We start from the raw sequence: 25,342 nt of genomic DNA on the forward strand, positions 1-25,342 counted from the left end.
CCTGACGGCAGCGGCATTCACGGGCAGATCTACCGTGCCGCCCAGGGCGACTCCGGCAAGCGCCTGACGCGCTACGCCGTGACGCTGCGACCGCAGCTCTCCTACCTGGCACACCGCATCAACCAGCGCATCTTCCAGAACCTCACGGTGCCGAAAATCATTGGCCAGGTCCTTGAAGAACATGGCATCCAAAGCAATGCCTATACCTTCCACCTCGGCACGATTTATCCCGAGCGTATTTACTGCGTTCAATACGATGAATCGGACCTGCATTTCATACAGCGCCTGTGCGAGGAAGAAGGTATTCACTACCACTTTCAGCACAGCGCCAGCGGCCACAAACTGGTGTTCGGCGATGACCAAACGGTGTTCCCGAAACTCGCGCCCGTGGCCTACCAGCAAGACTCCGGCCTGGTCGCAAACGACCCGGTCATCAAGCGTTTCGACCTGCGCCTGGAAACCCGCACCAGCCGCACCACACGCCGCGATTACGACTTTGAAAAACCGCACATCACCCTAGAATCCGACAGCCGCGGCGACGCCCAGCCCGACCTCGAAGACTACGATTACCCCGGCCGTTTTATCGACCGCACACGCGGCAGGCACCTGGCCAAACGCGGGCTGGAGCGCCATCGTGCGGACTACCAACTGGCCGAGGGTAAAAGCGACCAGCCGTTGCTGGTCAGCGGCCACTTCCTGGCCCTGACCCAGCACAGCAAAGCCCGCTGGAACGACCTCTGGTTGCTCACCGAAGTGCTCCACGAAGGCAAACAGCCGCACGTGCTGGAAGAGTCGGTCACCAGCGACACCACCGCGCTTAAAGACGACTTCCATCAGGGCTATCGCAACCGCTTCCTGGCAACCCCGTGGGACGTGCCAAACCGGCCACCGCTGAAACACCCCAAACCGCGCATCCTCGGCAGCCAAAGCGCCGTGGTCACCGGCCCCAAAGGCGAAGAAATACACTGCGATCAATACGGTCGCGTCAAAGTGCAATTTCATTGGGACCGCGACGGCCAGGCCGACGATAAAACCAGCTGCTGGCTGCGCGTTTCGTCCGCCTGGGCTGGCGCGCATTACGGCGGCATCGCCATCCCGCGTATCGGCATGGAAGTGCTGGTGAGCTTTCTTGAAGGCGATCCGCCTGGGCTGGCGCGCATTACGGCGGCATCGCCATCCCGCGTATCGGCATGGAAGTGCTGGTGAGCTTTCTTGAAGGCGACCCCGACCAGCCACTGATCAGCGGCTGCCTGTACCACAAGGAAAACGTCGTCCCTTACGACCTGCCGGCCAACAAGACGCGCAGCACCTTCAAGACCCTGAGTTCGCCCGGCGGCGGCGGTTTTAACGAGCTGCGCATCGAAGACAAAAAAGGCCAGGAACAAATCTTCCTGCACGCCCAGCGCGACTGGGATGAAAACATCGAGCACGACCAAAAAATCACCAGCCACTGATCAGCGGCTGCCTGTACCACAAGGAAAACGTCGTCCCTTACGACCTGCCGGCCAACAAGACGCGCAGCACCTTCAAGACCCTGAGTTCGCCCGGCGGCAGCGGTTTTAACGAGCTGCGCATCGAAGACAAAAAAGGCCAGGAACAAATCTTCCTGCACGCCCAGCGCGACTGGGATGAAAACATCGAGCACGACCAAAAAATCAGGGTCGGCAACGAACGCCACGACACCGTTGAAGCCAATACCTACAGCGAATTCAAAACCGAGGAACACCACACCGTCTACGCCGACCGCAAAGTTGAAGCGCGCGCAGACGACCACCTGACGGTTGCGGTCAACCAGCACGTCAAAATCGGCACCGGGCAGTTCGTTGAGGCGGGCCAGGAAATTCACCTGAGCAGCGGCTTGAAGGTGGTGCTGGAAGCTGGCAGTGAGCTGACGCTCAAGGCCGGTGGCAGTTTTATCAAGATTGATGGCAGCGGCGTGGTGTTCAGCGGGCCGGTGGTGAATGTGAATACCGGTGGCAGCCCTGGCAGCGGAACACCGACGGCGCCGCTGTTGCCGGGCGTGCTGAAACAAGCTGACGGCGACAAGGCCGGTGCGGTACTCACCCCGGCACAAATCAATACGCTGAAACGCAATGCGCCGTTCTGCGAAGAATGTGAAAAATGCAAGGACGGTGCCTGTGCAATCTGACCTTTTGACGCCCCACGCCTGGCTCGCAGAACGGCCGCTACAGGCAAGCGAACGGCTGTATTTGATTGTCAGCGCGGCCAGCGATGCCGACGCGCTTAAAGCCCTTTACCAGCTTGAAACCACGCCACAGCTCACTCCGCTCTGGAACGGTACGCCTTACGCGTCGTGGCAGCCGGTGATGCCCTACCTTGTTGAACTGAGCGATAACTCGGCTTATCTCGACTGGATTGCTGGCACTGATGCGCAAGACTGGGGCTGGCTCGCAGTGTCGCGTAGCGAGCCGAATGTGGTCTTCGAGCATCTACGCAGCCTCACCCAAGTCAAAATGCCCGACGGTACCCTGGTGTTTTTCCGGTTCTGGGACGGCCGGCACCTGTACCCGATTATTCAACGCTTAGGCGCTGAAGCTGGCGACATCTTGCCGGTGTTTGATCGCTATTTAATCAATGGCCGAAGCCTGGAAGTCGGGCCGCGAGTGGTGCCGAAAGCGCAGGACTGGCCGTGGTGGGAAATCCCGCAGGCGCTGCTTGATGCATTAGTCGAAAAAGATCACAACATGCTCGTCGACAACCTGATGCAGTGGCTCGGTGAGGATTGCCCAGCGCTATTTTTCGCCTTCCCGGAAAGCAACCTGCGCCGCAAAGTCGAGCGTTTTGTGCGTCAACAACCCAATACAGAAGATATGGCAGAGCGCCTTGCGGCTCAGCTGACTAAGGAAGTCACGTCATGAATAGCCCGATTGGCACCCTGGTTCTGCGCGTGCTGGACGCCAAAACCCCTGACGTGAGCCTGATCCTGAAGGACTTCAACCATTGCCTGAGTGACTATAAGGAATGGGCGGACGGCTTCTGGACAGGCTGGGCGCTGGATGTGGACCAGACGTTCAAAGTCGGCAATGAGGTCAGCATCACACAGCGCAAAACCAAGACCGACGCGGTAAAAACCTATGCCACCTGCCCGCTCGCTGGCGACTTCACGCTGATCCACATGTTCGACTCGGCGCGTTTTGTGCCGATCGGCAACACCCCGGTGCGGCTTGAACCGGTCACCAAAGGCATTATGTCTGACGACGTGACGGGCCCGGTGATTGAAACCACCATTGGCCCAACCGGTATCAAGGTCATCGACGGTTGCAAGAAAGGCCAACTGTACCGCATCACGTTTTTCCCCAACGTTTCCCAGAATGACGTAAAAGCGCTCTACAACTCCTATCAAGGCGTGATCGGCAAGCTCAACGGCTGGCTGCAAAGCGAGTGGTCCGGCAAATTTCAACCACAGTGGGCCAGCTACTCGGCGGCTGATCGCAGCGGTCGCGCAGTGATCTTGTTGAAGCGCGCAATGGACGGCCTGGAAAAAGCCCTGCTGCGGTTGTGGGACGACATCAAGAGCTTGTTTGAGCTGCTCGCTCACCCGAAAGAAAATCTGAATAAGCTGCGTAAATACCTGTCGGACGTCGAGATCGACAAACTCTACGCGGCATCGAAGGAATCAATCGCCTCCGGCTTGCTGATCCTCAGCGACGAGCCACTGATGTTCATCTACATCTCGGCCATCGTGGCATGGGTCGGCATGCTGCCGCCGCAAGTCGTCGTGGATGTGGTGACCGCCATCGCATCCGAATTTTTGATCAACGTGGTGCTGGGGATCTGCCTGACTGGCGGCGCCGGTATCGCCGTGCGCGTGGGGACTAAAACGCTGTCTGCGGTCAAGTCCGGCGAGGCGATCAAGTACCTGGAGGAACTCGCGGCGACACTGATGAAGCTGAGTCGTGAACACAGCCTGCCAGCGCACGCCGAAGTGTCGAAACCGCTGATCGCCAGTGCCCGGAACGTACCCATGGCGCCGACGAAAACAGCGGCGCTGAAGATTGATGAAGCGGCGGCCAACGGCTCAAAAAGCCAGGTGCCGAAGACCACGGATACACCGAAACAGCACGTGAAAGACGCCGCGTCGTTCCCGCGCAAGAAAACCACCAACCAGACCAGGCTGGAACGCAAGGAGACGGTCGACGACGCGCCTAGCCAGTCCAAAACCCCGGACGACAAGGCCGCCACCAGCGCGAAGAACACCTGCACTGATGGTTGCCCGGTTTCGATGGTGACCGGCGAAGAACTGCTGACCCTCACCGACGGCGAGCTCGACGGATTGTTGCCCTTCAATTGGACCCGTCTGTATCGAACCAGCGCTGCCGAAATCGACTGTGGCCTGGGTTACGGCTGGAGTCACGCACTCGCGCAACGCGTCGACATCAAGGGTGACGAGGTCATCTGGACCGACCACGAGAACCGCGTCACCACCTTCCCGTTGCCGAGCGTGCAGCGCCCGGCGATTACCAACAGCCTCTCTGAAGCAGCGATTTTTCTCGGCGACGATGCGTCTGAGTTGATACTCACCCAGGCCGGTGAAACGCCGCAGTTTTACCACTTTCGCTACGACAACAAGGGTGCCGCGCTGATCGCCATCAGCGACAAGTACGAGAATCGCCTGCACATCACACGCGACCTGCTGGGGCGGATCAAACGAGTCGACAACGGCGCTGGCCGTGCGCTGCTTATTCGCTACGACCTAAAACACATCGTTGGCATTGATTACCAGCAGTTCCTGCCAGCGGACAATCTGGAAGATTGCTGGAACAACATTCAAACGCTGGTCACTTACCGCTACGACGCTCAACACCGGCTCATCGAAGCAAAAAACGCTGCCGGTGAAGCAGAGCGCTACGCGTACAACGATCAGCACGTCATCCTTGAACGCCAACTGGCCGGCGGCGCAAGTTTTTACTGGGAATGGGAAAATCAAGGCAAGTCGGCCCGCTGTATCCATCACTGGGCGAGCTTCTCGCAAATGGATTCGCGCTACGCCTGGGATGACAACGGCAGCGTTACCGTCACCAACGCCGACGGCAGCCAGGAAGTTTATGCGCACGATGACCAGGCCAGGCTCATCGCCAAGGTCGACCCCGACGGCGCGGAACACCTCAAGGCCTACGACGATAAAGGCCGGCTGATCGCCGAAAAAGACCCGCTGGGCGCCGTCACCGAGTACCAGTACAACGAAGCCGGGCGCTTGGTGGCGGTGATTCCGCCGGAAGACCTGCCGACCACGTACGAGTATCACAACGGCTTTGTACGCGTGGTAAATCGCGGCCCTGCAAAGTGGATCTACTGGCGCAACGAGCAAGGCGACATCACCGAACAGGTCGACCCGCAAGGCAACTCAACCTTCTACCGCTACAACCCGCAGGGGCGCCTGCTGGAAATCCGCCATCCCGATGGCAGCCTGCATCAGCTCGGCTGGAACAACCTCGGCCAATTGTTGGAGGAGCGCCTGCCCAACGGCGGTCAGCGCAAATACCGCTACGATGAACTCGGCCGGCAAATCACCCGACAGGAAGAAACCGGCGCGATTACGCAGTACCAATGGGACGCCGCCAACCGCTTGGCGAACGTCACCCTGCCCGGCGGTGCCACGCGCGCGTTCAGCTACAACCCCTACGGTAACGTCACCGCCGAACGCGATGAGCTCGGCCGCGTCACGCGCTATGAATACGCCGATGGCCTGCACCTGGTCAGCCGTCGCATCAACCCCGACGGCAGCCAGTTGCAGTATCGCTACGACAACGCGCGACTGCTGCTCAGCGACATCGAAAACGAACGTGGCGAGCACTACCAACTCGACTACTACAGCAACGGCCTGATCCAACAGGAGACCGGTTTCGATGGGCGTCGCACCGCCTACGAATACGACCTCAACGGCCAGTTGCTGAAGAAAACCGAGTTCGGTGATGACGACAGCGAACTCGTCACCGAATACCAGCGCGATGCCGCAGGCCGCCTGCTGGTGAAAACCCTGGCGGACGGTGAAGCCATTCACTACCGCTACGACGCCCTCGGTCGCCTGGTCAACGTCGATGACGGCCACTGGCCGCTGGCCTACGAGTACGACGTGCAAGACCGCCTCACCACCGAGCATCAAGGCTGGGGCACCACGCGCTACGAATACGACAAGCTCGGCCAACTCAGCCACTGCCGCCTGCCCGATGGCAGCACCCTCGATTACCATCACCAGCCCGGCGGCCAGCTCAGCCGTATCGACCTGAACGGCTCGCACCTGACCAGCCATCAGTTCAGCGCCGGTCTTGAACGCCAGCGCCAACAAGGTCTGTTGCTCAGCCAATATCAGTACGACGAACAGGGCCGTCTGCAAGCTCACAGCGTCAGCCAACAGGAGCGCCAATTGTACCGGCGGCGTTATGCGTACGATGCGAATGGCAACCTGGCCGGAATCGACGACAGCCGCAAAGGCAATCGCAGCTTTCACTACGACCCGCTTGATCGGCTGATCAAAGTACGTGGCGCCACGCCGGAAAGCTTCGCTCATGACCCCGCAGGCAACTTGCTCGATCAGGGTGATCAGCCGGTGGCGAGCCTGGCCAACGTCAAAGGCAACCGCCTGCTGATGCAGGGTGATCGTCATTACGACTATGACGCGTATGGCAACCAGATCCGCGAACGGCGTGGCGCTGGGCAGAAACTGGTCACGGAGTATCGTTACGACTGCCAGCACCGGTTGATCGGCGCCACCCTCCCCGGCGGCAGCACCGCGGCGTATCGATACGACGCATTTGGTCGCCGTATCGCCAAAACGGTCGATGGCCACACCACAGAATTTTTGTGGCAAGGCGAGCGGCTGATTGCAGAGAGTGCCGACAACCGCTATCGCACGTATATCTATGAACCCGGCACCTTCCGCCCGCTGGCGATGCTCGATGGCGAAGGCCCGCTGAAAGCGACGCCGTTCTACTACCAACTTGATCACCTGGGCACACCGCAGGAGCTTACCGACTACAGCGGCGACATCATGTGGTCGGCGAAATACCGAGCGTATGGCAACCTGGCTACGCTGGATGTGGCTGAAATCGACAACCCGCTGCGCTTTCAGGGGCAGTATTTCGATGCGGAGACGGGGTTACATTACAACCGGCATCGCTACTACAATCCGGGCAGTGGACGGTTTTTGACACCGGATCCGATCAAGCTTGCGGGTGGGTTGAATAACTACCAGTACGTGCCTAATCCTACGGGGTGGGTGGATCCGTTGGGGTTGGCTTCCGCGATAGGAAATTGCCCTAAAGTAACGCGGGATGGGCAAGGCAGAATCACGGAATGGGATTTTGACATTGCCCCAGATCACATTGGTACAGGGAGCGTGACCAATCAGGCAGCTCGCGATCATGCGAGAACTCTCGGAATTGCAACAGATGATGCAGGGCATGCGAGAGGGAGCAAGCTAGGAGGACCGGGAAATGTAATGGATAATATTTTCCCTCAAGCACCATCAATAAACAGAGGAAAGTTTAGGGTGTTCGAAAAAGGAGTTGCAGAACACATCATTGAAAATGACGTCAGCGCAACGGCTCGACTAACTGCCCTGTATGAAGGGAAGGACACACGTCCATACCAGTTAATTTACGAAATTAAATTTTCAGATGGCTCAAAGCTTAGCAAGATTTTTGAGAACTAAGGAGCGAACCAATGTTTATTAAAAAAACAGAAATCAAAACAAATTCTTATATAGGCGGCGATCCGGTGCTGCCTTCAGGGTTTGAGCACCCAAAAAGCAAAAATAATATAGAACTCACTTTTTTTTTCACAATCGAGTTTTCTGAGCCACACCCCTTCAGCGGATACTCGCTCAGCTTTTTCAGCGCTACAGCAGAGTTTGATGAAAACCTGACGATCCCTAGGATGCTAAACTCGAATCTAAAGGGAGCAGTAATACCCACTGGTTTCCTGAAAGACTATCAAGAACTATTCAAAGTCTACCTTTTTAAAACTGAGACTGCAGAAACACAAAAAACTAAACTTCCAAGCATAAAAAAACAATACCTTGCGTTCTCATCCAGCGAGGATGGCGATATCTTCGGCTGGGCTGGACCTTCTCCTGACTGGACGCTTGAGGATGAAGCTCCATCGACTTATGAAGGAGAAACTGTAAATTTTATTTTTCAAGTAAAAAAGGACCAAACTTTTGAGATTTTAGAGGGAGCTCCACCACAAAAAGAGATGGATATATTTGGAGGCGTGAAAGATAGAAAAAAAAGAAACTACACTTTTTTTAATCAAAATGAGTCTTTTTTCTTCGGACGGACTTCGGATGAAGTCGATAATAACGTATATATCATTACTCAGTATGACTGAGAAACAACAAAACCCAAGGCCTAGAAAAATAGCAACCTTAGTTGGCATTAAATGAACGCGCATCCTTAATAGGCTCGAAAAGCGTCACCCACAACAGTGATATCAGTACGTTGCTAAAAAATTTTCATCACTGGGAAAAACTCCAATGAGGTCTACGTTCGAAACCGCTCTAGATCAACATGAAGTCTCCGAATTCTTTAAAGGAAATGGAATTTATTTTGCCCGGGGTTCTGATTGGGGCGACCATCTTTACATAAGCAATTGGCAAGAGGTGTGTGGTGTTTTAAAAAACCAAAAAGCAGCATCATCCTTATTAACTAATATTTTCGAAGAATATGTAAAATATCTCCATGAAAATTACGCAGATGCAGCTGGCTTGCTACGCAATATAAGTGCGTACTACGTACTGAGGAAAAAAAATCCTGTTTTATCAATTGATGACTACGACCTTATAAGTGCGCTCGACGACAAAAGTAAAAACCATATAGGAGCGTTATTTAGAGTACTGAGAAAAGAATATGACAAGAACAAAGAAAACGTTTTAAAGTACTCTTTTGAGCAAGAACTAAATCACATTAAAAATAACGGCTGCCCATTTGAGCTCGAGAAGCTCTAGCACAAACGCCGCTATTGAGTTAGTTGAATTAACTGGGCATATGCTAAAAACAGTAATTTGGTATTACCTTCTTGCCCCCTATGCGCAAGAGGCGCTCGCCGTTGCAAATCAATACGGGCTTAACTCCGAGCAGGCGCAGGGAAGCTTATAAATTCGGAGAAAAATTACGTTCATATCACTATACAGTGCCACTATAAAGAAATATGACAAAAAGATTTAGTTCAAAATACGAACGAGCACATTAGGGCGATCGATGATTAGTCGCAGACTTCAATCCAAATATGTGGAAATATATGAAAGTGAATATCGACAAGTACTTGGAAATAGAGATAATCGAACTCATTGACGCACTAGTTAAGGGTGATCATGCAAAAATCTCCGAAAGAAATTGGTACGGCAGGCTTAGCAAAGAGGACGTTGAGTCTAAACTCTCCGAATACGGCAATACACTGATATTACCTCCTAATAGCTTTTTAGAGAAAATAGATACTTACAATTACAGCGATGGCTCTGGCATGGCCATAGATATGCCTCTATGGACGCAAGAAGAAGGAATGAGCGACCTGACTATTTCCTTGGAATTATTATACAAGGAAAGCAAGCCGGCGCTTCAGATGACCGACCTGCGCGTTTTATAAGCTCCTGCAAGTCCGCCTCAATAATGTCAGCTACAGCACAAGCGTTAAATAAACTCTATAATGAAGATTTGTTTAAACCAATTTAGACGCCTCAATAAAAATTGATCGACGCTGCGTCGAATGTTTCTATTCTCATAGAGGAAGCGCGATGAAATTTAGAGGTGCGAAAGAGCAGATGACTGGAAAAATGAATAGCAGCAAGCTATCCGATATTTTGTCCTATCCTGAAAGTCTAAATTGGCAAGATGCAATTTACCTACCAAAGGACGAAAAAAAATGGAGCTTGAGTTGTGACGTAATTATCGAAAACCCGGAAAGTTTTGAGGCTTACGATGACAACGACAACCCAATCGAAATGTCTAACATTGGCTACAGGTACATTTTACTGTGCGACGACCTTGCATCCATAATATTTAATTTAAGAGAGCAAACAAACTTTTTTGAATTAGATATGGCATACACAGCGTTCATTTATTATCTTGAAAACGATAGCTTTATCAAGCTAAGCCATTGAACCCTTAACAAAAAAATCATTAAAAATTCTTTAGCCAAAACACTTCCCTGCTGAGGCAAATTTAATCTTCGTTGGCACCCTAAACAAGCGAACGCTCTACGGACAGACCATTAAATTAAGCCTTGCAAAGGTAAAATTAGTGAAAACCCAAAAAACCAAAGTAGGCGACATCATTCTCATCCCTCTGGAGCAGAGCTTCAGACCAGCAAAGGTCTTATATGTATCACTAAGATACAAACACACGATTTTGCTTGAGCTATATAAAAATCTTGTAGCTGACTCCACTCCCCTTGCCACCTGGAAGATATTTTTGAATTATTAATCTATACATCAAAGGCACCGATACGGAAAAACCGCTGGCACTATATAGGGCACGAAGCGTTGCGTACAACGCAACAGAGCCTCGATTTAAGGGTCGTGGCTGGTGAGCGTTGGCAAGGTGACACCCATCTTGGACCGGCATCAGAAGAGGACAAGACCCGCCTGCCAGAAATGTTGGTAATGGGTGCGAGATTAGTTGAGGAAAAAACCGCACTTATCTTATAAAACGCGGACCTGGCGAAGGCAAACCTACCCATCACAAACATTTAAAACCAATCAGTTATCTCCAAAATAACCGGCCGGAAGTTGTAATCAGAATCAATATTTATTTAAGGAAATTAATAATGAATTCAAACGAGTTTGTAACAGGCCTCAAAAACAGTGTGGTACACGAAAACGTTTCCAGCTATAAAAGGCTGTATTTGAATACCAACGTTGAAAGCGCAACTGATGACTACTGGAAGAATGCATTAACGCTATTTAACTCATTGACCAACGAGCAAAAAACTATTTTCTTTGAAATCATCAAGCAAACCATAATAGACACGACTTCTAATATTTTAGGAATTATAGATGGCGCTACTACGATAGCGGGCGCGCGCGACGAATTTTCGCTTTCCTACGGCAAAGACGAAAAATTATTAGAGGGCGATTTACAAGGTTTATTTCTGGCTGAGCTATAAACATTGTCAACTTTGAGTAACGCCTTATATTCAGAACGAGTACCTAACCCATTTTCGCAACAGCGCCCAGCTGCCCACTACCTTTCGCCCGCTGACAATTATAGTAGGCATTGGTCCAATTAGAGAGGTAATATCGCATAACTCATCAGGAACACGTACACCTCAGGTCATACTGATGCTACCGAGCCCCTATATTAGACGTTGTCGGCAAAAATTTTCTACTTCGGAAAATACATAGCTTTGCTGATGAGGAAAAATAAAGCTAGGAGTTTTATATGAAATACGACTGGAGCTCGTTTGGGATTGATAAAGGCTCGTCCGTTGACGAGAATAAAATATTCCAACTGCAAAAGACGCTTGGAGTAATTTTTCCAGAATCGTATCTAGATCTTGTCACTTTTGCTGATGAAGCGTCACCAGCAATGTCTTCGTTCTCATATGGCGAAGAAGAAACATGCGTCAGCGAATTTTTTTCATTTTCATCTGAAGTAACACCGCATACTATTTCTTGGTACATCGGACCAGGACGCCCCCCTAAACTACCAAATGGCATGATCCCCATAGCTAGAGATGCGGGCGGCGTTCTAATTTGCTTAAACTTTGAAACAACCAATGTGGCTGTTGAGGTTTTTGACCCAACCTCAAAAAAATCTCACACTGCCTCCAATGACTTTGATGACTTTATTAATTCATGGCAGGAATAGTGCGCCTTTACTCAATCTGATATCTTTAGGCTGTTGATTATACGGCCTCCTGATCTGTAAAAATTTACCGAGAATTACTACGGGAACCGTCCCGATAGCTATAATGACGTAACATGTTGACATCATAAAAATTGGTATTTGCCTTACTCCAAGCATCCATCTTTATGACGCTTCACTCATTCTGTATTCACACCCTAGATGAGAAACTCAATGCTATATAATAAAATCATAGAAACCTTAGGCGCTGAAGCAAGATTCTTTGAGGTTTCTGATATCGACCAGGCGTGTCGTATTGAATTGGCCACTGAACTCGCGCAGCTTCTTATTTTTTTCAAGGGCGCTATTGTCTTCATCCGAGGCGCTAAATTTAAAGTCGATGCTGACATTCCAGTAGCAGATGAGGACAGGTATGTTGATCTTGATATAATTTATGGATTGAATCGCGACTCCAACAATATTTTTCTAAAAAATAGCGTATATAAAGACAGAATAGGCGAAGATTTTTATACTTTCGGCGAATCCGCCAGCGGAGACCAATACTGTATAGAAAGAGAATCCGGAAAAATTTATTACTGGTATCACGAAGCCGAGCATGAAAGTGAAATAAAATTTTTAATAGCAGCAAACCTTATAGAATTCATCACACACCTGATAGCAGATGAAGAAAAACCACTCATAGATAAAACAAAAAAGATAATCAGCGCAACGTTTGATTTTTGACAGCCCAAATTTTTTAGTCAGTACCTCAATCTGGCTGGGGGACATTACAGGCGGCTTTGCTACTACACCCTTGGCACTATGCATTTTTTAATGATGGCACGGATCAAGCTTGCGGGTAGACTGAAGAACGGCCAGTACATGCCTAGCGCAACACAGTTGGATCGCCCCTGTAAACTTGGGAACAGGACCAGTGGAGGAATTGGACTGCTGGGTAATTGGAAGGTGGATCTGACGCCTCGCCTTCACGATAAAAATTAAGGACGCTAGAAATGAGCTCAAAAAAAACCGTCTCGATTTGGACTTCAAATACCGGCTGGGAATCATCTACACTTAAACAGGTCATGAGTCCAGCGTACTCAGATGATGGCGACATTCTTGGCTCTGAATTTAGCAATGCGTTCTCACTCGGCTTTGTTGACGATGACACAATCGAAGCTGCTAAAGTCGAGCCAACAAATTCTATGATGGCCGCTATTGAGGGGTGTTCCTATTATTTGGATATTGTGTTTGACATGAAGAATAAAAATATTCCTCTGAGCGGAGCGCCAATAAACACTGTAGTTGCGATATACGACTACTCATTTTCAGGCACACCCAAACACGCTACCATTAGAAGCCATATATTTGAGTACTAAGGAAGCTTTGAGTACGAAGCGCCCTCCCTCTTAACCAAAAATTTGAAATAAAGTAGTATTTCTGTGCCGATAAAATCGGCGAATTTTACCGAATCTCAAATAAAAAGCAGGAGTTTCTGAAAAAATGACGCTTACTGATTTTGTGAATCTGGTAACCGAAACAGAACAGACCCATCCTGTTTGGTTTGATCTAGATGCAGATAAGACCGCAAGTGACCGAGTTATAATTGCCTCCCAGCAATCTTTAGGGTTGAGATTCCCGAACGAGTACGTTCAATTCATAAAAAAATATGGCGGTGGCTATTTTGCGTTTAGCATCGTTTACTCTCTCGACAATGATAGTGACTTCAATTTAATCAAAATAAACAGAAGAAAGTCTAACGTACATAAAAATTATTTTCTATTTTCTGAAAATGGATGCGGCGACTTCTACGCCTTCGAGATAGTAAATAATTGTTGCCTTCCCGAGGTTTTCTTTTTTGATCACGAAACATCAGCATGGAGCAAAACCAAGTACAAAAACTTATTCAGCTTCTTAAGTGAAGTAGCCCTCGCCCATAGTTAGGCAATAAAAGTGTGAGCGTAATAGACGTTCCCCATTTCTCTTTAATTGAAACTACAGTCATTCCCAAATAAACACCTGAATCAAAACCTGTGTGGAATTTCTCGCGCCTGCCTTGTGTGACACTCCGCCTCACACAAGGCACGCAGCTTTCAGCCTTAAAACGCCAACGTCACCCGCGCGTTCAGCGATTGATCAGAGGTTTTGCTGCTCACCTGCCCGTCGTAACTCACGCCCACGGTCAAGGTATCGCTCAAGCCCAGATCGACGCCAGCGCCGAGCACTGCGGCGCTGCGCGCAATCGGTGCGCCGGACAGCTCGAAGGTATCGCCGCCGCTGAAGGCTGCGCGACTCTCGGGGGTAACGTCGCCATAGGCACGACGCCAGCCGAGTGTGGCGTTGGGCTTGATTGCGACGCTGCCGGCTTTCAAAGACGTGGCGGCACGCAGGCCCAGGGTACTGAAGGTGATGTGGTTGTTCTGGGACTTGTTCTGCAGGCTGATCGCGTTGCTGTTCTCATCGAACGAGTCGGTGTCCAGTCGCACATGCGCAAGGTTGGCGAAGGGTTCGAGCCGCGCATTGCCCAGTTCGATGGCGTAACCCAGCTCGCCGAAGACCTGGTTGGTCGCCGCCTTGTAATCCTCTTTGAAGTGCTCGGAAGAACCGGGCAAGTCCAGCGTACGCTTGGCTGTCAGCTCGTGCCAGGTGCGTACCGCGCCGAGGCGCAGGCCGAGTTGGCCCCACTTGGCGCCGCCGTACACGCCCAAGTGGTAGTTATCACTGTCCGTGGAGCCGGGCGCATTACGCAGGTCGAAACGGCTGTTGCTGTAGCCGGCCAGCGCGCCCACGCGCCAGGTATCGTTGAGCGGTACGTCAGCGCCGAACAGCATGCCGCTGGTATGCGTGTCGAGGCCCGACACGTCACCGGAGCTGTCGGTTTTGCCGGTCGCGCCGATGGCTTGAGTCCACACCACGCCACGCGAAGCATCGCCAGCGAGGGTTTGCGGGGTGCTGCCGAAGGTTTGTGCCGACTGCGATTGTTGCAAGCGCTCGTTCATGGCATTGCGCACCAGCCGGCTGTCTTCGATCAACGCGGACTGCGTTGAAGCCTGCAGCTCATTTGACAGCGCATTGAACGTGGCTTGTGCCGTCGGCGCGTCATCCTGTACCACTTGGCGCCACAGCGCATTGCCTGCGCCTGCGCTGTCCAGGCCTTGCGCGACGGCTGCGGCATTGCGGGTTGTCGCCAGGCTGGCGAAGGTTTGCGCGTTGCGATTAAGCGTCAGCCCCACATCGGTCGCCGTGTAGTTCAACGTCGGCGTGAGGAAGGCGAAATTGGTCTGCACAGTGGCAAATGCCCCGCTGACGCCGCCGGCTGCCGAGAGGATCGAATAGCGGCCCGCGGCCAGCCAGTTACCGCCTTCAACCAGCGACAGCGTGCTGTTGTTGATGCTTGCACGGCCGCTGGCGACGATGCGGTCCGCGTTGCCGTTGGCGTCCGATTCCACCTGATAGACCGAACCTGGCGCAAGGTTGACGTCGCCGTTGACGTTCAGTTGGCCGACCGAATTACCCGGCGCAACCACACCGCCCGCAGCGACGTTGATGCCTCCAACGCTGCCGTTACCGCCCAGCGTTGCGCCTTGCTGCACGCTGACGATGGAGTTGCCGAGGTTGCCGTTGACTGCCAGGCGACCGGCTTGCACGGTCGTCGCGCCCGACAGGCTGCTGTTGCCGGTCAGGTTCAAAGAGCCGGCGCCGCGCTTGATCAGCGCACCGTTCCCGGCCAACGAGTTGGCAAGGGTCGCGTTGGTGGATTGATCCACCACCAGCGTGGCGTTGTCGGTGATCGCCCCGCTGCCGAAGGCTTGGGCGTGACCGGTCAGGGTGCCGCCGTTGATCACGGTGCCGCCCGAGTAGGTGTTATTGCCGGTGAGCATCAGGTTGCCGCTGCCGTTCTTGATCAGTCCGCCGCTGCCGCTGATGTCGTTGCGCCAGGCGTCAATCGCGTTGTAGCCGCCGAGGCTGGCGTTCATGTTGACCGTGACATTGGAATTGAATGCCGCATAACCATCGCCCGCTGCGTACAGGTTCAAACGGCCATAACCGCCGGACTGATCGATCACCGCATAGCCCGAGGAGATTTCAGTGGTCGCCAAAATCTCGCGGCGCTGGCTGGCGTCCAGGTAGGGAAAGCGGGTTTCCAACAGCACTTCTGCGTTAACCGGCACGACCGCCGCCAGGTTGGTCGGGCCGACCGGGTTAAATCCGTAGGTCATGCGCGAGGTAAACAGCGCCTTGTCCTGGGCATGCTGGGACGTGCGGTCAGTCGCCGGGTCGATGGACGCCATGCAGTTGTTGACGTCGCCGCCGCATTGCGCCGTGAAATAACTCAGTGCCTGCGCACGGGCATCGGCGCGCAGTTGCGCGTTGGCAGGGTTGGACAAGTTGTCGATGGCGAAATAAGTGGCGGTAATGCGCCCGCCCATCACATCGAACGGCGAGTGCATGCCGGCTTCAATGCGGTTGTCGCCAATTTCCGAGGCGCGCAGCATCAACTCGCTGAAACGTTCGGGAATCGCGTAGGCCAAGGCATAGGAAGACAAGTACGCAGCGTTGGTATGGCCGCTCGGAAATCCTGAGTCGCTGGCCGGCGTGGTGCTCTTGGCCGGGCGCAAGGAAGGCTGCACCACGAATTCCAGGCTTTGCCCGTCCAGGCTTTGGCGCCATGGGCGTGGGTACAAATAGTGCGACTTGGCGGGCGTGGTAGAGGCGTCGTTGCGCACCGCGCCGACCAGGTCGACCACCTTGCCCAGCGCCGAAGACGAACTGCCAGCGCCATTGCCTTTGTCGTCGTATCTGACGGTTTTGTTGCTGTCGTCAAATTGCGTGATGGTCGTGAAGGCACCCGCGCCTGCCTTGTAGGCAGCGCTCAACGAGCCAAGGCCGCTGATGGCGCTGTAACTCTGGTCGCGGCGGTCGTCAAAATAGGCAGCGGTTTCCTGCGCCAGTGTGCGGGAGTTGGCGCGGTCGACCACGATTTGCAGGTTGCGCCTCAGCAAACTCTGCCCAAGGGCGGTCGGCGTGCCGGTATCCCACGTCGCGCCGGTCGTCCACAAGGTATCGAACCCCGAGAGCAGATCGACCCCGTTGATTCTATCGTCCCCTGCCCGGCCCGCTGCCTGAACCGATACGGCAAGCAGTGAAAGTATCAATGAAGACGCCATGACATGGGCAACCGGTGTGTTACATCGCATAGCGTACGCCTTCACTCTATTTAGATAAGGCGACGACCCTAGCAAGCAGGTTTTACACTCCGATGTACCTGCGGTGACACATTTGTGGCGGCGCAAGATGCAAATACAACACACTTGGCCCATTCCAACACACGCAGGAACAAGCGCTCGTTGCCGCTGATTGAAAACAGCCCCAAGTACTCAACTGCCTCTGCTCACTTTCTGAGCCCGCATCAAATCAGGCTCAATCACTTAACGAACGGTTGCTACCCAGCCGCCTTGATTACTCGGCACTGCCGCTTGGGACCCATAAAGTGCAGGCGGTGGCGGCTTGGGCAATCAGCCAATCATGCTCACGTTTTGCGAAAGGCCGAGGCATACCGTCAGAGACTCGAAGCGCTAACTTATAGGCACCATTGACTTCGTTCGCAGTCGGCGTGGCTTCTTTCAACTTTGTGTTGGTTTTGAGGCCTTCTACCGCGCCATATAGCGCTAGCGCTTGTTTGGCGGTATCTGGACTTTCCTCGAGGATTTTTACCACGATAAAAGCGGCATTGGAGCAACGATCCATCTTTTCCCATTGCTTCATTTGTGCTTCGTCACCGAGTACTAAAGATGAGGCGAGCAACATCAACGGGCCAATTAAAAAACGCATTGTTTTTGATCCTTCAAATGGGTCTGTGAGATGGTTTTGAAGCTTCCGTACTTTCCTGTACCCAATAAAAAACCCCGCAGACGTTAATCTACGGGGTTTTCAAGAGTGGAGGCCGAGGTCGGAATCGAACCGGCGTAGGCGGATTTGCAATCCGCTGCATAACCATTTTGCTACTCGGCCTCAAACGGTGAATGCCCTTGCCGCTGGCATTCACCGCATACAAACTTGAGTGGGCTCTGTGAAGCGCGCCTCTACTCTAAATCATTGAATACATTGAAGTTTTTAATGCTTCGTTGCGTTCGATGGGCGCCATTATGTACTCATTTGCTTTTGCCTGCAACCCTTTGATTTCAAAAATATTTCGTAGCGGCATCAAAGGGTTGCGTGCGCTCGTTACTCCTTGATGACTTGTTGCTGGTAGTGCGGGTCGGCTTTGATCTGGGCTTCGGTGAAGGGTATTGCGTGCAGTTTTTTCTCGGAGAACGCTTGGGTTTGGTCCTTTGAGTATTGGGACGCGGGGTCGCTGGATTCAGAGAACGCCAGCACGCCGAGGGCTTGCGGGCCTTGGGCGTCGAAGGTGACGATTTGCAGGTAGCTGCTGCCGCTGACGACTTCGCGTTTGCCGTCGGCGCGTGGCACGGTTTGCATGGCGTTGTAGATGCCGAGCGCTTGTGGGCCGCCGTGAATCGGGATTTGCCCCGAGACTTGCACCTCGCCCCAACGGCTCAGGCCGAGTTTGGCGACGTCTGCGGCGGACGCCAGCATGGCTTCGCGCAGGGCTTTGGCCACGGGTGCGCGGTCGATGGCGAGGCCGCGTGGCGTGGTCAGCGGTTGTGCGGGGTCGAAGGCGACGCGCCAGGCGTCGGGGGTTTGTTCGAGGTGTTGCATCAAGTTGATGAAGTGCATCAGGCCGACGCCGCTGTCGAGGTTGGCGTGTTGGTCCCAGGTTTTCAGGCTGGTGCACAGCGGCTTGAGTGCCGCGGCATAGGCGCCAAGGTGGTTGGCGCAGAATGCGAGCAGGTCGGGCATGACTTGGCTGGCGAGGTAGACCTGGTTGTCCATCACCATGTTTTGCAGGTCGGCGACGCTGATCGGTTGTTTCTCCAGTGATTGCAGGCGTTGCACGGCAAATCGCGCGCGAGCGCCAAGGCTGATGTGGTCCTGGCTGATTACCGGCGAGAACCCGGTCAGCGGCGCCTTTGGGTTGGCCAGCCAGGCCGAGTCATTGGAGTGTTGTACGTAGTCGCTGCGCTGCAGTTGCGGCAGTTGCTCGGCGGCAAAGATGCCGGGCTGTGCCGCGCGTGGGTCGATGTCCCAGGCGCAGGCGCTGTGGGCGCCGTCGAGCATGATCATTTGCACGCCGGCGCGCGGGTCGCTGCATTGCGCAAGTTTGGCGGCGCTGACGTTGGGCACTACCGACAGGTTCATGTACAGGCTTTGGCCCTGGTCATCGGCGGCCACGGTGTTGACCCACGGAATGCCTTGCAGGGTGTGCACCGAGCTTTGCAGTTCCTTGAGGCTGCTGGCGCGGTTCATCGCGTACCACTGTTGCAGCACCCGGTCGTTCCCCAGGTTGGCGTCGCGAAGGCTGAACGCGTAGTGGCTGTCCCAATCGAGTTTGCCGGGCCATTGCACCACCGGGCCGAATTGCGAACTGTAGACCGTGTGGGTCACGTCCTTGAGGCTGCCGTCCGGCTGTTTGGCCTTCACGCTGACGCGGGTTTGCTCAAGCGGCAGGGATTTACCGTCGAGCAGGTAGCGCGTGGCATCCTTGGGGTCCAACGTCAGTCGGTACAGGGTGAAATGCTTGGACGTGTCCACCGTATGCGTCCAGGCCACGTGCTGGTTAAAGCCGATGTTGATGACGGGCAAGCCCGGCAGCGCGGCGCCCATCACGTCGAGTTGGCCGGGGATGGTCAGGTGCATCTGGTAAAAACGCATGCCGCCCACCCACGGAAAATGCGGGTTGGCTAGCAGCATGCCACGGCCATTAAAGGAGCGATCCCGGCCCACGGCGACGGCGTTGCTGCCACGGTCCAGGCTGAAGCGCTGCTGATTGGCGGCGGCCAGTTCAAAGGCCTTGGTACCGGACTGCACAGCGGCGGTGGCTTGCGGCGGTGCCGCGCCCACCAGGGCTTCGGCGAATTGGCCTACACCGCCCTCAACCAGCAACCGGCGCGTCAGCTTGACCACGTCTGCCACCACCAGCGGCCGAACCCACGCTGCCTGGCACGGCGCCGGCGCGCCCTGCTCTTTCAGGTAACGGTTGTAGCCCGCCACATAACCTTCAATACGCTGCTGCATCTGCGGGGTTTGCGCGTTCCAAAACGCGGCGCTGGCCTGCTCGGTATTCAGCCAGGTAAAAAATACGTCGCTGGCCAGGTTGTTGCGCTCCTCAAGGGTTGCCAGATCAGGGCCGAAATAGCGCGCGCGCTCGCCGTTCACCGTCACCACTTCATTGGCCAGCAGGCACAGGTTGTCTTGCGCATAGGCGTAACCGATGCCGTAACCAAGGCTGCGCTCGTCATTGGCGCGAATGTGCGGCACACCGAAGGTGGTGCGCCGAATATCCGCCGATGCCGAAGCCGATGCCGATGCCGGCGTCGCCACCTGCTCGCGTGCCGAGGCGGCCACACTCAACCCCAGCAACACCCCTGCCACGCACACTCTGGACAACCTGTTGGAATTAATCACGCAAGCTCCGCAGTCAAATTAAACACCCATACAAGGGGCAACTACCCCACCGTAAGGACGCAAATGAGCGGGAATAATTTAGCCGAAGCGGAGGTTTATCCGGGCAATTGGACGGCGACAAACGCGCGACCGACAAAATTTCTACATCCAGCACTTCATGATTTATGCCGCTCGTTCGTCTTATTACCTAAGAGCGCCATCATTTTCCTGATCAGGCTCTGATAAGGAGTTTTTCGCATGCACAACTCGCAACTGCCCACGGACGGACGTTCACCCGCTGCCGATTCCACTTTCGGCAGCGCCGCACAAGCATTCGGCAAAACGCCGGAACAGCAAGGCAACCAGCGGATTCGCCAGTTGCTCAAGCGTTTCGGTTTGCGTACCAGCCTGATCCGGCTGAAGGTCATCGACGCCCTGCTCACTGCCGCCGACAACCAGCGCACGCTTGGGGTGCGCGGCGTGCACAGCCATTTGCTTGAGCTGGGCATCCCGTTGTCATTTCTTAGCGTGCGTGAGGTGCTCAAGCGCCTGTGCAGCGAGGGCGTGATAACCCTCAATGCGGATAAAAGCTACAGCCTCCATGAAGAGGCTGCCAAGGTGCTCGACGGTGGCGCCGACATTACAGGTTAGGTTTGACCTTGCGGCGCATGATGCCGTTGATCACTACCACGGTCACGGCCACGGCAATGGCGATGTACTGGAACGTCTTCTCGCTGATAACCCCGGTGTTCTGCAGATAGGACAAGCCAAACATCGTCCCCAGCACTGCAAGGGAAATCAGAATCGAATATTTCAAACGCTGCTTCTGGGTCATGACGGGTTCCTGAACCGGATAAATGTATCTGCTTTGTATCGCAGGCCATGCCAAGCACATACCCGATAACGGGGATGGATGGGGGCCAGCAGGGTCGTATGTTACAGGCGATGAAAAACTTTGGCTCGCTCCACGACCGAATGACCGCGCCTGATTGAACCTGTCGGTACCTTAGAGGATTTTGAAATGTTGCGTCGAATCACCCTGCTGATTCCAGTGCTGATCATGCTGAGCATGAGCGGCTGCTTCTTTTTCCCACACGGTGGCGGTGGTGGCGGCTGGCATGACCACCGCTATGAAGGCGGCCCTGGCTACGAGCGCCGCTGATTGCAACCGCGTCTGGCTTTCCAGGCCGGAAAGCCAGACGCTCGCGGCTTAGCTTGCATGCACCCAACGCTGGTGCAGCCAACGCGCCAACGCATCCAGCGCAAACCCCAAGAGCCCGATCAGCACTACCATCGCCATCAGTTCCGAATAGGCCAGGCGGTCGCGGGTATCGAGAATGTAATAGCCGAGCCCGGCACTCACCCCAAGCATCTCGCACGGCACCAGCACAATCCACAGAATGCCGATGGCCAGGCGCACGCCGGTCAACACATGCCCGACCACACCGGGGATGATTACCCGACGCAAGGTTTCCCAACGCGTGGCACTCAAGCTTTTACTCAACTGCAACCAACGTGGGTCAAGCTGACGCACGCCGGCTGCGGTGTTGAGCATAATCGGCCACACCGCGGCAAACGCCAGCAGGAAGTAGATCGGTTGGTCGCCCACGCCCATCAACATCACCACGATGGGCATCCAGGAGAGTGGCGAAATCATCCGCAAAAATTGAAACGCCGGCGTGGTTGCCGCCTCCAGGTTGCGCCAACTGCCGACCAACAGCCCGAGTGGCACGCCCACCAGCAATGCGAAAAACAGCCCGACAAAAATACGCTTCAGGCTGACTGCAATGTGCAAGTACAGCTCGCTGCGCCAGAGCAATTCCCACAAGCTGCTGAAAGTCGCGGCCAGCGAAAAGCGCGCCGACAACCCCTCGGCATCGCCAAACACTTTGACCCCCAGCCACCACAGCACCAGCACGCTCGCCAGACCGCTGACGCCGAGTAACCAGCCTGGGCATGCGAAGGTTTTGCCGGTATTCAAACGCCAATCTCCTCGTGCCGCTCGTAGCCATCGGGCAAGCCGAAGGTTTTCATGCCGCCCACCGCCTCGATCGCGTTACGTACGAAGCGCTCGCCCACCAGGTCTTTGGCGACGAAGGCCGGGTCCAGGTCTGCGAGGAATTTTTTGTCGCCTTCGATCAAGGTGTCTTTCAAGCGCCGCACCAGTTCCTCGGTGTAGCTGGGGAACGGGTAAGGCTGGAAGTCGATGCGGTGTTCATCCCAATGTGCATGCTGGATTGCACCGTCGGCCAGGTACGCCGTGCGGTCGGCGGCGGCCGGGGCCAGTACTTTGCTCTGTACCGGCTGAGTGTGCGGGGTGTAACGGTTCGGGCCGTCCTTGGACAACAGCTTCACCGCCTCTTCGCGATTGTCGCGCGTCCACACTTGCGCCTTGACGATGGCATTCACGACTTTCTGCGACCATTGCGGGCGATTGGTCAGGTCGTGTTCGTGCATGAACACCACGCAGCACGCATGGTTGCGCCACACATCGCCGGTAAAGCGTTGCACGCGGCCGACCTTGAGGTTTTCCGCCAGGGCGTTAAACGGCTCGGCGACGATGTAGCCGTCAATCCGTTTGCTGGCCAGGGCTGGCGGCATGTCGGAAGGCGGCAACACGATCAGGTTGACCTCGTTGGCGGCAATCGCACCGCCGGCTGCACGCGCCACCGGCGTCAGGCCGTTATCGCGAAACAGTTGCTGCACCACCACGTTGTGGATCGAGTACCAGAACGGAATCGCCACCGACTTGCCGCCCAGTTGTTTCACCTCGGTAATGCCCGGCGATACGGTCAGGCCAGAGCCGCCGACATGGTTCCAGGCCACCACTTTGGCCGGCACCTTGCTGCCATAACGCGCCCACACGGTCATTGGCGACAGCAGGTGAATCACGTTGACCTGCCCGGAGATAAACGCCTCGATCACCTGCGCCCAACTGCGCAACAGCACCGGGCGTTCGGCCTTGATGCCTTCGGCTTCGAACAGGCCGTTGTTGTGCGCAACCAGCAGCGGCGTGGCGTCGGTGATCGGCAAGTAACCGATGCGTACCGGCGCGTCCGGCTCGTTGGCGGCGCGTGCTTGCAAACTGCTCAACAGCGGCAAGGCGCCGGCGGCGCTGAGTACCGCCGAGAGTTTCAAAAAGTCACGGCGCGAGTGGGTCAGGTCATCCAGGCACATGGCTGGGCTCCAGCAATTCAAGGGAGTTGGGTTGAGGGCGGCTCGCCTGCCGTAAGGTTTTAAGAATCTCGATACGCAGCGCGCCGATGGCCTCGACCTGTTCTTCGCGCGGTTGCGGCAGGTCGATCTGCCATTCGCCCAACGTGCGTGCCGGGCGGTTGCCGAGTAGCAACACGCGGTCGGACAGCAGCAGCGCTTCATCAATGTCGTGGGTGATCAACACCGCCGCCGAACCTTGCTCGCGGTTGACCTTGAGCAACAGGTGCTGCATATCCGCGCGGGTGACTTCATCCAACGCGCCAAACGGCTCATCCAGCAATAAGACTTGCGGTTGCCGCGCCAGGCAGCGGGCCAATGCGGTGCGCTGAGCCATGCCGCCAGACAACTGCGCGGGAAATTGTTGCCGCGCGTGCTGCAAGCCGACCGCCGCAATGGCGTGGTCGACGCGGTGGCGCCGCTCTTCTGCGCTTACATTCGGCTGACGGGCGAAGTCCAGGCCAAACGCGACGTTTTTTTCAAGATTCAGCCAAGGCAACAGGCTGGGGTCTTGAAACGCCACCGCCACGCGCGGATGGGGACCGTGCAACGGCGCGCCCAACACCCTGACGCTGCCGCCCTGTGGCGCTTGCAAGCCGGCGAGTACGCGCAACAGGCTGGACTTGCCGACGCCGCTGGGGCCAAGGATCGACACCACTTCGCCGGCCTGCAAGTGCAAGTCAAACCCTTGCAGCAGCGGGCCGCTCGCGTACCCGAGGCAAATATTTTCGGCGCTTAATACCGCCTGGCTCATAGCGCGGCCTGGCGATGCAACTCGGTGCGCAATTGCACCAGGCTTGGCGTGACGATGGGCACGAAGGCCGACTCACGCCAGCGCCGCGCAAAACCGCTGCCGTGCGCGGTGAGGTAGGCCTTGCCGCCACTCGCTTGCAGTTCGAGCTGCACCGCACCGGCGGCGGTTTCTGCGAGGGCAATGCGCAGTTTGAACAACGGCACCGGCTCTGCTGCAAAACGCCCGGCCAACAGGCCTTTTTTCAAGTCGTTTACCAGGTGGTCGAGGGTCGCCCGCAGCGCCTCCAGCTCATCGCGCAATACCGTGCGGCTAGCGCCCAAATGGTTGGCGACTTCGGCCAGCGAGCGACGCGCCAGGCCGATCGACATGCCGCATTGCAACCCCAGAAATGCCGGGCGTACCGCAGGCAAAAATGTGCGCGCATCCTCGTGCAGCAACCAGTCGCGGCCCAATGCCACCCCTTCCAGGCCCAGCGCTGCCGTGTTGCTCGATTGCAAGCCCATCAGCTCCAGGTCGCGTGAGCGTTGCAAGCCTGAAACGGAATCGGGGATCGCCAGAATAAACGGTGCACCGCCACCGGCATGGTCAATCGCGGCGGCAACCACAAAGCCGTTTTTGCGCAGGTTGGTCACCCAGTGCAGGCGACCATTGAGGGTCCAGCCATCGTCGGTCGGCTCGGCGCTGACGTGCAGTGCCTCAATGCCTGACAAAAACTTCATCGCATTCGACAGCCCGGTGGCCCCGGCCAATTTGCCGCTGAGCAAGTCCGGCAACAGTTACTCACGTAGCGGCGCATTCGGGCTCTGTAACAAGTACTCGATAAAGGATCGTTGGCCCCAACATACAAACGCCGCCGCCAGCGAATGGCTGGCAACGTGGGCGATGGCTTCCACCGCACCGGTTACATCACCGCCCAGGCCACCGAGCGCCTTCGGCACACCGATGCGCAGCACGTTGGCCTCGGCCAGGCGCGGCAGTACTTCCTGGGGGTCGCAGCTGCCCACATCCAGGGCCTGCGCTTGAACATCGAGCCAACGGCTCAGGATTGGGTCAAGCATTCATGTTTCTC

General features: G+C 55.2%; 20 protein-coding genes, 1 tRNA gene and 2 pseudogenes. 14 read left to right on the top strand and 9 right to left on the bottom strand.

Translation table 11 applies throughout. The features are described 5' to 3' along the window. The 12 genes and pseudogenes from AO240_RS09250 to AO240_RS09310 form a co-directional block, all read left to right on the top strand. Positions 1-2,063 (top strand): annotated as a pseudogene (locus AO240_RS09250) (phage baseplate assembly protein V); the annotation flags it as partial. A gap of 30 nt (positions 2,064-2,093) precedes the next feature. After that, entirely contained in the window at positions 2,094-2,879 is a 786-nt protein-coding gene (locus tag AO240_RS09260; RefSeq protein WP_371918611.1) for a DUF4123 domain-containing protein, read from the top strand. Further along, entirely contained in the window at positions 2,876-7,672 is a 4,797-nt protein-coding gene (locus AO240_RS09265) for an RHS repeat-associated core domain-containing protein (protein ID WP_099236289.1), read from the top strand. Before AO240_RS09260 ends, AO240_RS09265 begins: the two co-directional genes overlap by 4 nt. 11 nt (positions 7,673-7,683) lie before the next feature. Continuing rightward, entirely contained in the window at positions 7,684-8,349 is a 666-nt protein-coding gene (locus AO240_RS09270) for a DUF1963 domain-containing protein (RefSeq protein ID WP_099236290.1), read from the top strand. Between the two features lie 145 nt (positions 8,350-8,494). Beyond that, positions 8,495-8,965, top strand: a complete 471-nt coding sequence (locus tag AO240_RS09275) for a hypothetical protein (RefSeq protein WP_099236291.1) — start codon at positions 8,495-8,497, stop codon at positions 8,963-8,965. A 293-nt stretch (positions 8,966-9,258) separates the two neighbouring features. Next, positions 9,259-9,603, top strand: a complete 345-nt coding sequence (locus AO240_RS09280; protein ID WP_099236292.1) for a hypothetical protein — start codon at positions 9,259-9,261, stop codon at positions 9,601-9,603. A 148-nt stretch (positions 9,604-9,751) separates the two neighbouring features. Next, positions 9,752-10,117, top strand: coding sequence for a hypothetical protein (locus AO240_RS09285; RefSeq protein WP_256585902.1), 366 nt, complete (start codon positions 9,752-9,754; stop codon positions 10,115-10,117). A 665-nt stretch (positions 10,118-10,782) separates the two neighbouring features. Then, positions 10,783-11,121 (top strand): transposase, encoded by a 339-nt coding sequence (locus tag AO240_RS09290; RefSeq protein WP_099236293.1) that lies wholly within the window; start codon positions 10,783-10,785, stop codon positions 11,119-11,121. A 275-nt stretch (positions 11,122-11,396) separates the two neighbouring features. Further along, positions 11,397-11,825, top strand: coding sequence for an SMI1/KNR4 family protein (locus tag AO240_RS09295; protein ID WP_099236294.1), 429 nt, complete (start codon positions 11,397-11,399; stop codon positions 11,823-11,825). A 210-nt stretch (positions 11,826-12,035) separates the two neighbouring features. Then, complete coding sequence (locus tag AO240_RS09300) at positions 12,036-12,545, top strand: SMI1/KNR4 family protein (RefSeq protein WP_158231392.1); 510 nt, start codon at positions 12,036-12,038, stop codon at positions 12,543-12,545. Positions 12,546-12,814: 269 nt separating this feature from the next. After that, positions 12,815-13,180, top strand: coding sequence for an immunity 22 family protein (locus AO240_RS09305; RefSeq protein WP_099236296.1), 366 nt, complete (start codon positions 12,815-12,817; stop codon positions 13,178-13,180). Between the two features lie 124 nt (positions 13,181-13,304). Further along, positions 13,305-13,745: an SMI1/KNR4 family protein gene (locus AO240_RS09310; RefSeq protein ID WP_099236297.1), complete on the top strand. Its 441-nt coding sequence runs from the start codon at positions 13,305-13,307 to the stop codon at positions 13,743-13,745. Between the two features lie 155 nt (positions 13,746-13,900). Here AO240_RS09310 and AO240_RS09315 read toward each other — a convergent pair whose 3' ends face one another. From AO240_RS09315 to AO240_RS09335, 4 genes are all read right to left on the bottom strand, one after another. Next, positions 13,901-16,999: an autotransporter domain-containing protein gene (locus tag AO240_RS09315; protein ID WP_143505349.1), complete on the bottom strand. Its 3,099-nt coding sequence runs from the start codon at positions 16,997-16,999 to the stop codon at positions 13,901-13,903. A gap of 262 nt (positions 17,000-17,261) precedes the next feature. Next, positions 17,262-17,633 carry a hypothetical protein gene (locus tag AO240_RS09325; RefSeq protein WP_256585903.1) on the bottom strand — a complete coding sequence of 124 codons (372 nt, stop codon included), beginning with the start codon at positions 17,631-17,633 and terminating at the stop codon, positions 17,262-17,264. 106 nt (positions 17,634-17,739) lie between these two features. After that, positions 17,740-17,813, bottom strand: a tRNA-Cys gene (locus AO240_RS09330). 213 nt (positions 17,814-18,026) lie between these two features. Further along, the gene (locus tag AO240_RS09335; protein ID WP_099236298.1) at positions 18,027-20,327 is read right to left on the bottom strand and encodes an acylase; all 2,301 of its coding nucleotides are present in this window, start codon (positions 20,325-20,327) and stop codon (positions 18,027-18,029) included. Between the two features lie 237 nt (positions 20,328-20,564). On the opposite strand from AO240_RS09335, the gene AO240_RS09340 reads away from it, so the two are divergent. Then, on the top strand, positions 20,565-20,957 hold the full coding sequence (locus AO240_RS09340) for a hypothetical protein (RefSeq protein WP_058411128.1): 393 nt from the start codon (positions 20,565-20,567) through the stop codon (positions 20,955-20,957). Here the strand turns inward: AO240_RS09340 and AO240_RS09345 are convergent. Further along, positions 20,947-21,141: a hypothetical protein gene (locus tag AO240_RS09345; protein WP_058411129.1), complete on the bottom strand. Its 195-nt coding sequence runs from the start codon at positions 21,139-21,141 to the stop codon at positions 20,947-20,949. The two genes, AO240_RS09340 and AO240_RS09345, sit on opposite strands and share 11 nt — an antisense overlap. A 186-nt stretch (positions 21,142-21,327) precedes the next feature. On the opposite strand from AO240_RS09345, the gene AO240_RS28625 reads away from it, so the two are divergent. Next, on the top strand, positions 21,328-21,468 hold the full coding sequence (locus AO240_RS28625) for a hypothetical protein (RefSeq protein ID WP_177445807.1): 141 nt from the start codon (positions 21,328-21,330) through the stop codon (positions 21,466-21,468). A gap of 48 nt (positions 21,469-21,516) precedes the next feature. Here the strand turns inward: AO240_RS28625 and AO240_RS09350 are convergent, their stop codons facing one another. From AO240_RS09350 to AO240_RS09365, 4 genes and pseudogenes are all read right to left on the bottom strand, one after another. Further along, complete coding sequence (locus tag AO240_RS09350; RefSeq protein ID WP_099236299.1) at positions 21,517-22,287, bottom strand: ABC transporter permease; 771 nt, start codon at positions 22,285-22,287, stop codon at positions 21,517-21,519. Beyond that, positions 22,284-23,483 (bottom strand): ABC transporter substrate-binding protein, encoded by a 1,200-nt coding sequence (locus tag AO240_RS09355; protein WP_099236300.1) that lies wholly within the window; start codon positions 23,481-23,483, stop codon positions 22,284-22,286. The genes AO240_RS09350 and AO240_RS09355 overlap by 4 nt, the downstream gene beginning before the upstream one ends. After that, complete coding sequence (locus AO240_RS09360; RefSeq protein ID WP_099236301.1) at positions 23,470-24,273, bottom strand: ABC transporter ATP-binding protein; 804 nt, start codon at positions 24,271-24,273, stop codon at positions 23,470-23,472. Before AO240_RS09360 ends, AO240_RS09355 begins: the two co-directional genes overlap by 14 nt. Beyond that, positions 24,270-25,331 (bottom strand): annotated as a pseudogene (locus AO240_RS09365) (acyl-CoA dehydrogenase family protein). The gene AO240_RS09360 and the pseudogene AO240_RS09365 overlap by 4 nt, the downstream one beginning before the upstream one ends. Between the last annotated feature and the right edge of the window lie 11 nt (positions 25,332-25,342).

The organism is Pseudomonas sp. ICMP 460, assembly GCF_002723595.1.
GTDB lineage: Bacteria > Pseudomonadota > Gammaproteobacteria > Pseudomonadales > Pseudomonadaceae > Aquipseudomonas > Aquipseudomonas kitaguniensis.